The organism is Deltaproteobacteria bacterium, assembly GCA_016874775.1.
Lineage (GTDB): Bacteria > Desulfobacterota > Binatia > Bin18 > Bin18 > VGTJ01.
The window spans coordinates 1-10643 of the sequence record VGTJ01000194.1; the positions used below are offsets into that span (position 1 = coordinate 1).

General features: G+C 54.6%; 10 protein-coding genes and 2 riboswitches. All 10 genes read right to left on the minus strand.

Going from position 1 to position 10643, the window contains the following annotated elements; genetic code table 11:
* Positions 1-118: 118 nt before the first annotated feature.
* Positions 119-427, minus strand: coding sequence for a prepilin-type N-terminal cleavage/methylation domain-containing protein (locus FJ147_24160; GenBank protein ID MBM4258982.1), 309 nt, complete (start codon positions 425-427; stop codon positions 119-121).
* Positions 387-767 carry a type II secretion system protein gene (locus FJ147_24165; GenBank protein MBM4258983.1) on the minus strand — a complete coding sequence of 127 codons (381 nt, stop codon included), beginning with the start codon at positions 765-767 and terminating at the stop codon, positions 387-389. The genes FJ147_24160 and FJ147_24165 overlap by 41 nt, the downstream gene beginning before the upstream one ends.
* Before the next feature lies 1 nt (position 768).
* Positions 769-1251, minus strand: a complete 483-nt coding sequence (locus tag FJ147_24170) for a hypothetical protein (GenBank protein ID MBM4258984.1) — start codon at positions 1249-1251, stop codon at positions 769-771.
* Positions 1252-1721: 470 nt separating this feature from the next.
* Positions 1722-2135: a hypothetical protein gene (locus tag FJ147_24175; GenBank protein MBM4258985.1), complete on the minus strand. Its 414-nt coding sequence runs from the start codon at positions 2133-2135 to the stop codon at positions 1722-1724.
* A gap of 144 nt (positions 2136-2279) precedes the next feature.
* A riboswitch (cyclic di-GMP riboswitch) is annotated at positions 2280-2372 on the minus strand.
* A 138-nt stretch (positions 2373-2510) separates the two neighbouring features.
* Positions 2511-4946 carry a hypothetical protein gene (locus tag FJ147_24180; GenBank protein MBM4258986.1) on the minus strand — a complete coding sequence of 812 codons (2436 nt, stop codon included), beginning with the start codon at positions 4944-4946 and terminating at the stop codon, positions 2511-2513.
* A 1133-nt stretch (positions 4947-6079) separates the two neighbouring features.
* The gene (locus FJ147_24185; GenBank protein MBM4258987.1) at positions 6080-7420 is read right to left on the minus strand and encodes a hypothetical protein; all 1341 of its coding nucleotides are present in this window, start codon (positions 7418-7420) and stop codon (positions 6080-6082) included.
* 25 nt (positions 7421-7445) lie between these two features.
* Positions 7446-8354 carry a hypothetical protein gene (locus FJ147_24190; protein MBM4258988.1) on the minus strand — a complete coding sequence of 303 codons (909 nt, stop codon included), beginning with the start codon at positions 8352-8354 and terminating at the stop codon, positions 7446-7448.
* A complete protein-coding gene (locus tag FJ147_24195) occupies positions 8320-8700 on the minus strand; it encodes a type II secretion system protein (protein ID MBM4258989.1) in 381 nt (126 codons plus the stop codon). Before FJ147_24195 ends, FJ147_24190 begins: the two co-directional genes overlap by 35 nt.
* Position 8701: 1 nt before the next feature.
* Positions 8702-9181 carry a prepilin-type N-terminal cleavage/methylation domain-containing protein gene (locus tag FJ147_24200; GenBank protein MBM4258990.1) on the minus strand — a complete coding sequence of 160 codons (480 nt, stop codon included), beginning with the start codon at positions 9179-9181 and terminating at the stop codon, positions 8702-8704.
* A gap of 66 nt (positions 9182-9247) precedes the next feature.
* Entirely contained in the window at positions 9248-9853 is a 606-nt protein-coding gene (locus tag FJ147_24205) for a hypothetical protein (GenBank protein MBM4258991.1), read from the minus strand.
* 202 nt (positions 9854-10055) lie between these two features.
* Positions 10056-10146, minus strand: a riboswitch (cyclic di-GMP riboswitch).
* Positions 10147-10643 lie beyond the last annotated feature (497 nt).

Here is a 10643-nt window from a genome sequence, read left to right on the forward strand (position 1 = left end):
GTCGCCCGCGTTCATCCAGCTCTTCGACCAGACTTCGATACTTAGACCGAAGCCAGCACACAATGGTCTCGTCTCTCATCCCTGCTCTTGTGCAGAGGCTCTCCACTCCGGTCAATCACTATTGCGGTAAGTTGTTTCCTGCCACCGCCTTAGTGCCAGCCAACGCCATAAAGTTACCATTCCTCGGCAGACATGCTCCTGCCTGACGCAACTCCTGGGTAATAAGGGACGCTAATGCCCGTAACCCTTGTTGCGCTTCGGTCTGTGCGCCAGCATTCTGCCGCGTCGCGACTGCCGTCTGAAAAAACCCAGTGATCGTGGTCATCATGAAGCTCGTGATCAACAAGACAACGAGAAGCTCAATGAGCGTATAGCCCCTGGGTTTCTTACGAAGGCGTAACGCTTGAGAAAATGCTTTTGGCAACATAATTTTTCGCAACTCCCTTATGGTTCCACGCAACGGTCACCGTTAACGTCGTCATGTTCGTCGCCGGCGTGTTCTGCTGCACTGTCCAGCTGGTTGTGTACCCAACGCCTTTCTTGGTGACAGGCGGCGCAGAGTTAGAGGCTAAGTCGGTGTAGTTCATTGTTCGCAGGTCCTCTAATTTGTCCTGCGCCAAGGCAATTGCCTCTGACGATTGAGAATTTAATGACACCAATTGCGTATGGTTCACCATCAACATCGCCACAGCTAAGGAGCTAATCGCGAAGATGACCATACCGACAAGGACTTCGATCAAGGTAAATCCGCTCTGTGATAACTTCATGTCATGACTCCTGCACTTGCCCTGATGGCCACACTTCGAGGGTCTCCGTTCCGCCGCCGATCACTGTGAGTGGAATATAGACAACGCTTGGTACGACCCCCGCAACAGTCGAATGCAGCAAACCACGCGTGTTGAATTCGATCTGCTTACCGATGGCACCACTGCCAATCGATACGGGTGGGGACAGTGTCATTGGCTGTGTAGGGTAGGAAGAGTCGGGAGTCCAAATACCATCTCCATCAGGGTCCTGCATCCGTTGGATGGTGTACGCTTGCGCGCCCGTGATCGTGACCCGGAAATGGGCCCCGTGCCGACTCGAATTCGCCCGTGCAATGCGGAGTGCACCTTGAAGCTCCTCCGACGCCAGAGGTAAACTCGCCGCCTTGCGATTGACAGCTGGCGTTGCCACGATAAGCATCGTGCCGATGACTCCCACAACCACGAGCAGTTCCATAATGGTAAAGCCGGCGTTCCCGCGTTTCATGCGACACCTCCCAAAACGCAAGAGTCCGGGTACGAACACGTCGTTCGTCCCGGACTCTGTTTGCCAATCTCGCCGTCACCGCGGCTCAGCACGGTCGCAGACGAGTCGGAGCCTTCAGCTACTGCAGCAACGGTGCCGAAGTCTTCTCGCCTTCCGCGAAGTGAAGGAGAAGTGAGGAATTCCCCTCCCTTGAAGGGAATGGTCCGATATGGACTCGAAGAAGAAATCTCTTGGTGTTTCATATTCACAGTATGTAGGTGTGTCGTGCGACTTCTGACCGCCCTACAGACGTTGCAGTTATCAGGTTAGGCATGTTCGTTACGCTTCGTTTTACATGTGTACATTCAGGAGCCAACTGTCACATCGTCAGTACCGAAGGACATATCGTTCTCAGTGTTACAACCGTTGCACCTTCCCCGAAGGAAGAATCTCGATCACCGTTGACTGCTCAGTCTGAGAGTCCGTCAGTTTCACTGTGACTGGTAGTGCTGTCCCGTCTTGTGAGGTTGCAGAACCAGTCCACGTGCATCAAACTCAATAGCAGTATCGGCAGCAGCAGCAATTGCCACAGTTGGCGGTAACGACACACGCCAGGCAGGGATTTTCTCATCGGGTTCCCAAGTCCCATTGCCATCATGATCTTGGAGCTGTGCGATCGCATAGGCGTTGGCCTCAAAGGTCACACGAAAATGCGCGCCTCGACTGGCCGCGCCAGCTCGTGCAAGTCGTAAGTGGTCAACAAGGCTGCGCGTCGCTGTTGGTAGCATGATCGCGCGACTGTTCAGGGTCGGAATGAGGAGCGCCACTAATAGCGCGATAATGCCAGCCGCCACCGCGATATCTATCGCTCGATATGGTCGCTTGGGTACCGGTGCTGTCGTCATAACAGCAGCCTGGTCGGAATAACGGGAAAAAAGCGGCAGTAACGAGGGGCTGACTGAAGAAGGAGAGGAGTGCAATGGTGACATAATCGGTATCTCCCAGTGTCACCCGTGCAGATCCACAGCCTTTACAAGAAGCTGTGTTCGCCCGGTAGCCCTGCTGCCGTATCCAACATGATCATTGGACGTAGGCCAGTGGCTTTGCGTCCCGCACTTTCACGCGGTTTGCCTTTGTCGGTTTCCTTATCAATGCGGAGCAAAACCAATGCCAGGTCACTCTTGAAGCATTCTCATAGGTTAGCTCTGCACTTCCTGTTACAAAATTACCAAATCACTCACATTTCGACAAAATTTTGCCTCCTTTTTCCTATTGCTGCGCTATCGATAAAATCGAGTGAACATGCGCTGCTGAATGAGGTCTGCCATCGGGGTCAGCGGTGGCAACAACTTCACGTTATTGAAGCTCGCATCATAATCCCAGTTGCGTTGGGGAGGGTCATAAACAATGCTGCCTTTGCCACGGAAGGCACCAGTTTCAAACTGCGGTGTCCCGAGGCTGACAAACGAGCCAGCATAGGTCAGTGGTCGCGCGGTTCCACCGGGTTCCCAACTCTCGAAAAATCGGGGAAAGTTTTCCAACCCACCACCATAGGTTCCAGCAACAGAGAGGGTGGTATTGGTCAGAAAAGCCGCATTGATGCCAAACGTGTCTGCCGGGGCAAAGCTGGTGCAAGGCACCGTGGCACACAACAGGCCAGTCCCCTGAACGAAATACCCATCGACGAGTGACATCACGCGTACCGGCGCCCGACCCTGCGGAGTTTTGCGGTCATTGTTGTAGTGTCGCTCAGAAGGGAGTGTGGGATTGGTCCAGACTGGCACCTCCCATGCTTGCGAAAGGATACTGATCGTGTCCCCCATCACCGCCGCCGGCAGCTTGGTCGTCAGTGTCATCGTCGGGTAGTAATTGTAGTTCCCTTGGACATGAATTGCCTGATCACTCACGACGGTAAGACCAGTAGGATCATCCGGGTTCGGGCGCGGAAAGGTAGTGCCTCTGGTATTCAGGTTCGCAGAGTCGAAGATGCGGGTCCCGTAACGACGATTCGCCGGAGGTGGTGTGGTCGTCGAGTCGGCGGCTTGCACCGAGAGAAAGAAAACCAAACCACCATGCGTCGTGGTTGCGGGTGTCAACTCCAAAGGAAAAAGCGGCGCACCATTGGCTTCGTTCCAGTCAATGAGGGCACGAATATTGACATTGAGCAACAGCATCCATGCCGCTTCGCGCCAGTTGTAGAATCCACCGCGACGGTAATCGTTATCCGCATACCACGATGTCACAGGAAGCGTGCCTGCCCCAACAGTTGCGTCCCATCCGCCGAGTGAGGACACATTGCAGAAATCTGGACGCCAGGCAGGGCGGGTTCCTCCATTCGGCGGGCAGACGTCGTCATTACGATCGTTACTCGACACGACGCTATCACCGTTTGTGTCCACCTGCCCATCACCGTTTGTGCCTTCTCCAACACGTCGATAGACACGTGCGGCAGCAGCGAAATGCGGCGCATAGTTGTTGGGATTGCTTGGGTCGGTAGCCGCAGTGAAATCAGGCGGTCCAGGCATCGGCGAGTTAGTGCCGAGCACTGGGGAGGAGGTCGGAATATCATTGTAAAAGATCGCACCACGCCGCTCGCACATAAACTGCCATAATGCGTTGGTTCGGGCGACGCTTCGGCTGCCGTCGACGTTTTGCACTTCGATGGCATAGAGACCGTTGACGCCGGCACTACTGGGCGCTGCCTGTCCACAGAAATTCGTTATGCGCGTGGCCGTGGTATTCAGCACAATACGCAGATCGGCATTCTGCCAAAACATCCCGCCAGCGACTCCTCCATCGCCACGCGTCAGGGTCACTGGCCCAGGCACTTGTAGCGGCGCAGCGTTGGCTTGTAGCGACCCGAGAAATGAGGCGCGCGTCACGTCATCGACAATTGTTGGTCCGACTCCGCTACATGAGAGCACCAACGGATCAAGGTCAGGCGTGGGTGCAACCGTGTCTTCTTGCTTATCGATCGTGACCGTACCGATGCAGTCGTTGGCCAACCCGCCACGATAGATATCGCCTGCGGCTGAGATCTGGACAAACGGATTGTCTGGCGGTGAATTGGGTGGCGCACGTCGATCACCGATAGTGAGCGTACTCCAGGTATTGAGGTAGAGATCACCGTTGGTGTGGATGCGCCCGCTGACATTCATGGGTGGGGCGTTCTGTACCTCGAGTGTCTGTTCATAGAACGCCATGAACTGAAAGATAGGAACCGAGTTGATTGTAAACTGCGCACCCAGCGTCGCTTCTGGATCGTTCGCGACATTTTTTGCAGTTGACGTTACGGTATACTCGGACGGGATGGTGTAGAGCCCAGCAAACGGTTGTCCAATCGGGATTAATACAGGTGGCCCCGGCGTTTTGCCTATAACCGGTGCGACGACATATGCTACTGTTCGTTGCTGCCCGCTAGAGTCAATCGTAAACGATTCGGTATACGTCGTTCCGGGAGGAGTTTGGTTGTCAAAATAGAGACGCACTTCGGCCATTGCGCTGTTGAGCCCAGCTTCAGCAGCATAAAATCCAGCCCGCTCTCGTGCTGCTCCACCTCGTAATGCCGTATCTGCGCGAATGTTAAGTGTATACGCTGCTGCCAGGACGCTCAGAAAACCCATCAATGCAAGGACCGTCACCAAGGCGATACCGGTCTGCGAGCGCATAACCAGTCGCGGTATGAAACTATGTGAGATCAAGTGCAACTTCGACACGTGGCGGATCCTCTACTGATAGAATCGCGTAAACATTTGCTGCTGTAAAAGATTGACCATCGGTGTCAGCGGTGGCAGCAGGCGATTATCGTTAAAGCTGGCATCGTAGTCCCAATTGCGAATGGGTGCGTTGTAAATGTTGTACGGATTCTCTCCCGCTCCTCCCCACGGGCCGGTCGCATAAACAGGCGCGCCGAGGCTGACAAACGAGCCACGATAATTCAGAGCGGCCTGACCATCAGGACGAAATGACCAATCTTCGTGGAAACGCGGAAAGTTGTGTAACCCACCATTCGACTCTCCCGGAACCGGCGTATCCATGCCGGAAATGAAGGCGGCATTGATACCCATTGGGTTCCCGGTTGTTAGGCTGGTACATGGAGGTGTCACGCAGTTGAGTGTTCCGACACCAGCAACGTAGCTGTAGTATCTATCCGAGCGCGGGACGACCCGAGTGACGGAAAGCGTCCCGCCACTCTTGCGATCATTATTGTATTGCTCCTCTGGCGGACCGTTGGGCTGGCGAATCCCAGGGACTTCCCAGCCTTGAGACAAGACGTTGACAGAGTCGCCCATGATCGCGGCGGGAATTTTCGTCGCCAGGGTCATGGTTGGATAATAGTTATAGTTGCCAAGCACGTAGATGGCCTGATCGCTCGCCAGCGACAGTCCCGTTGGATCAGCAGGCAGTGGGCGCGGGAACGTTCCACCGTTGGTATTGAGATTCGCCGAATCAAGCACTCGCACGCCATAGCGTCGATCACTTGGCGGCGGTGTCGTCGTGGAGTTGTCCGCTTGCACCGACAGGAAGAACACGAGCCCGCCATCAGTCGTATCGCTCGGGTCAAACAATGGCGTTCCATTGGTCTCGTTCCAGTCGATCAGGGCACGAATGTTCACGTTGAGCATCATGACCCACTCATTCTCTCGCCGATTGTAGAAACCACCACGCCGATAATCGTTATCAGCAAACCATGAGGTTGAGAGCGTATTTTTCACCAGCGCGCGATCGGCGAAAATGTTCCCGTTGCCAGCTCCCGTCCACTCACCATATTTCAGATTACAGTAGTCGGGACGCCACGCCGGTCGTGGACCAATCGCTCCCCCCACCCACACCGGGCAAATGTCAAAGTTCAGATCATTGCCCGATATCGTTGTGTCACCGTTAGTGTCGACCGCCCCATCACCATTGGTATCTTCACCTGCGCGACGGTAGACGCTTGCAGCAGAACTAAAGTGTGGCTTATAGTTTTGCGGATTGCTCGGATCCCTATTAGCCCCAGAGTTACTCGTATTGACCGTCGGCAATGGCCAGCTCGTCGGGAGCTTGTCGGGAAGGTCATTGTAAAAATTGCCCCGCGGCGTTCACACATGAACTGCCACAGCGCATTGGTCTTGCTGACATTGCGAGCACCATTAGCGTCTTGTATCTCAATGACGAAGAGGCCATTGCCCCCGCCTGAATTCGAGATCGGATCGCTACAGAAGCTCTGAACCTTTGTCGCCTGTAGATTCAAAACGAGACGTAAGTCAGCCTTATGCCAGAACACACCGCCAGGACTGCCGCCTCCGCCACGGTCAAATACATCAACGCCCGGAATCAACAGTGGGGTCTCATTCGCGAGCATGGAGCCAAGGTAATTCGCTAAGGCCGTGTTACTGACAATCGTCGGAGAGCTGCCGTTGCATGGCAGGACAAGCGGGTCAAGGTCAGGAGTCGGAGCCACGACATCCTCTTGCTTATCGACCCATACCGTCCCTGAACATGGCTTCGCCGAATGGGGGCCGCGATAGATGTCACCAGCAGCAGAAATCTGGAGGTACGGATTATCCGGCGGCGCATCTGGTGGAGAGCGGCGATCGCCAATTCTCACCACTGTATATGGATGCTGACCATTCAGATAGAGATCACCATTTGTGTGAATACGGCCACTCAAGGTCATCGATGGGCCAGGGGCGATCTCTAACGTGTCCTTAAAAAACGCCAAGAACTGAAAGATGGGAATCGAGTTGACGGTAAACTGAGCACCAACGGTCGCTTCCTTGTCTCCAGCCTGATTCATAGCCGTCGAGGTTACGACATAGTCACTGGGAATGGCATAGAGTCCCGCAAACGGTCGTCCCATCGGAATCAGTGTCGGCGGCCCAGGAGTGCGCCCAGCAACGGGAGTAACAGTATAAGTCGTATCACGAACATGCCCGGCAGTCCCGACGCTAATAGTGCTTTGGTAATTGCCTGGCATCGAATAGGCTTCAAAATAGTCCTTTACCTCGGCCATGGCGTTGTTCAGGCCGGCTTCGGCAGCATAGAAGCTGGCACGTTCACGCGCGGCGCCACCACGCAGAACCGTATCCGCGCGAATGCTGAGCGTATACGCTGCCGCCAAGATGCTGAGCACACCCATCAGGGCAAGGATCGCCACCAACGCGATCCCACGCCGATCGGTCAAACAGTTCCACAGGTAACGGCGCATGCGGCCTCCCTTTGCATAATGTTCATCACAACAGGTTTCTCGGCTTGATCATGACGTATCCATCGACTGCCCCAGCCTGGTCCGTGGTCACGCGATGAATGACGCCCTGCTTATCTGCCATATGCGAACGGATTTGGGCACAAATACCGACAGCGCGGACTTGACTCCACGCCGCGGCCCCAGGAGCTGGGGCGGGTATTGCATTTGCGCAGTTCAACGACCCATTGCCGTTCAAGGCGCAAGGCCCGAGATAGTAAAGCACATCAAACACTTCGACTCCGGAGACCATCGGCCAGGGCGTTCCACCGTCGACCGAAATCATCAGCGTAGGCTGACCACTCACCGTTGCTATCGAGTATGTCCGGTCTTCAATCGCATACACCGCAGCTTGACCAGGTGCGGGTGGAAACGCCGTCGGCAGGCCAGTTGCAAGGGTCAACTGCTTTCCCGCGACATCGACGGCAGTAATCGTGTTGATGTGTCCCGTTGCCGGACTCTCTCTGATGTAGACAAGATCACCGGCCTGAAACGCGCTGGCGTCGTCTACGGTAATCGCAGTAGCACCAATTGCGGCGGTGTTCGCGTTCGTCTGTACGCACTGCAACGTGAGTGGACTTACTTTGCCAATCCGCACCGTCAAGGTGTCTTGACTCGTACTGTCTACTCCTGCCAGAGCGACGAAGGGTCCTCCGGTTGTGAGGCACGCCCCAGCTTGACGCAGCTCTTGCGTTACCATTGAGAGAAGTCCACGGAGCCCCTGCTGCGCTTCGGTTTCGAGGCTACCGCCGTGCTTCACGGTCATACTCGACTGCATAAGACTCGTGATCATGGCCAGCATCACGCCGGTCATAAAGATAGAGACGAGAAGCTCAATCAGCGTATGCCCAGCCGCGGCATTCCTATGATATTTTTGTGAAGATGCTTTGCGTTGCATAAGATCGCGGGCTTCCTTTGTGTGTCCAAGAGACCGTCACACCAACTCGAGTACGGCCAGGAGCCGGAGAGTTGGGCGTGACGGTCCAGGTTACCGTATAAACGGTGCCTCGGTTCGAGGTCCGGGTACTCGACGTCGACCCAGGAGCGAGGGTGTCCACTGGGACCTCACGAAGATTTTCGAGCAACTCCTGTGCGTAGCCGATAGCCTCTGACGACTGCGCGTTTTCAGAGATCATCCGCGTATTCGTCAGCATGAGAGAGGTAATAGCCATCGACACGATACCGAAGATGGCCACCGCAATCAGGGTCTCAATGAGCGTAAATCCAGCGTTTCCACGTTTCATATTAGTTTCTGAGAATTTGTCCGGAGGGCCAGATACTCACACTTTGCGTGCTGTTATCACGACTATCGCGGAGCGTAACAGAAACCTGCACCGCGGGAGTTCCGTCAGCTTGCTTTTCCAGCAGCCCACGCGAATTGAACTCAAAAGCCATCCCAGCACCGGTGGTAATAGTGATATTTTTGGGGAGTTGGACCGTCTGCACCGAATACAATGAGTCATGCACCCAAGTAACCCCGTCGGCGGCCAATTTGAGGCGATCGATCTCATAGGAATCAGGATGGAGCGTGACTCGGTAGTGGACCCCACGTCCAGTTGCGTTCCCACGTACCATACGGATGTTCGCTTCCAATTCCTCTCGTCCCGCCATCAGGTTCATGTGACTCCGGTTGAGATTTGGGACGGCAATCATCACGAGAATCCCAATAATAGAGACGATCACAATAAGTTCGATCAGTGAAAATCCATTCCGTGCATTCGCCATGCCTTGGGCTCCTACGTTAGGAACTTGACAGTGTCTTCCCCGTGCTATCGGCAGATCTCTGGATTGTCATAATTTCACTCCTGGGGGTGGCCAGGTTTTCTTCTGATACTGCGCATCCACAACCAGGTCAGCCGTCCCCGGAGGAAGCACCTGGAGTGTTTTCAGAAATTCGATATGGGCCAGAATAGCTTCCCGTAGCGTGGTAAACTTGCCGTGATGAAAATATGGCGGCTCAGTTGACACTCCCCACAATTTGCGGGTCAGGAATTTGCGATTCCCGGTGAAAAATTCGGGCGTGCCCGGCTGGCGGTTCATATCAAGAGGCTCTTCGTTCGGATCGCCCGGGCCGGTCGTAATGTCATGCAACTTGAAGTCGGTATAGGCCGGGACGGCAACGATTCCTTTCTCAACCTTGAGTCGTGGCAAAGGTAAGGTCTCACTTGCGAGGTCCACAGCAAGTGTCGGCACAGGATTAGCCGGTGCACTCGAAGGGCGCAGATTGCCAGGCGGGTTGTAGACGCTCGGCTCAGTAAAAATCCACCCATCCCGCGTCAGAGTGGCTCCTGAGAACCATCGGTCACCTGTGTCATAAGTAAAGCGAAGAGAGTCCCAAGCCAGATGCGCGGCGGTTGATGGAGAGGAAGACGCAGGAACCACAGTGACACCGTCCACAGGCCCCACTCGAGAAAAGTCCGACAGCTCTTGGTGTGAGCTCTTGGAGTCTTCTCTTGTTCTTCAGTCAAGAACACATATTGGAGGGACGGAAAGAAGAGCCACGGGAATAGGAGTAGGAGGAGCTGGACAGGTGCCATAAGCAAGACCCCTTCGCGTGAGGCAACACGGAATACTCCGTTGCATTCTCACAGTGAGATTGCCTGGCGGCTCTGCGACCATACCCAGGTAGTGCTGGACGTAGGCCAGTAGCTTTGCGTCCCACGCTTTCGCGTGGTTTGCCCTTTGCAGACGTTACCTGGGGAGAGAGCAAAAGCGAGGCCAAGTCAGACTTGTGATTTCTTCAGGACTTAGCCCTATGACGGGTGTTACAAACGTAACAGCAAAAAAGGAAGCGTTACAGTTTTGTCAGCAGTTATTCGCTATCAGTTATCAGCAGTCAGCTTTCAGCCCCTGACAACATCTTACTCTCGAAGTACTAAGTGGTCTTTCAAGAAAGTTCTTGAACTGAACGTGGTATGTCATTGCGAGGAGCCGAAGGTGACGAAGCAATCGCTGTCCCAGAAAACAAAGATTGCCTCGCTCCGCTCGCAATGACCGGCTCGCCTTGGCGTTCAAGAATTAATTTGACGAACCACTAAGGCGGTGGCAGGAAACAACTTACCGCAATAGTGATTGACCGGAGTGGAGAGCCTCTGCACAAGAGCAGGGATGAGAGACGAGACCATTGTGTGCTGGCTTCGGTCTAAGTATCGAAGTCTGGTCGAAGAGCTGGATGAACGCGGGCGAC

What these genes read in the sequence shown, in the direction of transcription:
- FJ147_24160 (MBM4258982.1), bottom strand. Translation starts at nt 427, where the DNA reads ATGTTGCCAAAAGCATTTTCTCAAGCGTTACGCCTTCGTAAGAAACCC.
- FJ147_24165 (MBM4258983.1), bottom strand. Translation starts at nt 767, where the DNA reads ATGAAGTTATCACAGAGCGGATTTACCTTGATCGAAGTCCTTGTCGGT.
- FJ147_24170 (MBM4258984.1), bottom strand. Translation starts at nt 1,251, where the DNA reads ATGAAACGCGGGAACGCCGGCTTTACCATTATGGAACTGCTCGTGGTT.
- FJ147_24175 (MBM4258985.1), bottom strand. Translation starts at nt 2,135, where the DNA reads ATGACGACAGCACCGGTACCCAAGCGACCATATCGAGCGATAGATATC.
- FJ147_24185 (MBM4258987.1), bottom strand. Translation starts at nt 7,420, where the DNA reads ATGCGCCGTTACCTGTGGAACTGTTTGACCGATCGGCGTGGGATCGCG.
- FJ147_24190 (MBM4258988.1), bottom strand. Translation starts at nt 8,354, where the DNA reads ATGCAACGCAAAGCATCTTCACAAAAATATCATAGGAATGCCGCGGCT.
- FJ147_24195 (MBM4258989.1), bottom strand. Translation starts at nt 8,700, where the DNA reads ATGAAACGTGGAAACGCTGGATTTACGCTCATTGAGACCCTGATTGCG.
- FJ147_24200 (MBM4258990.1), bottom strand. Translation starts at nt 9,181, where the DNA reads ATGGCGAATGCACGGAATGGATTTTCACTGATCGAACTTATTGTGATC.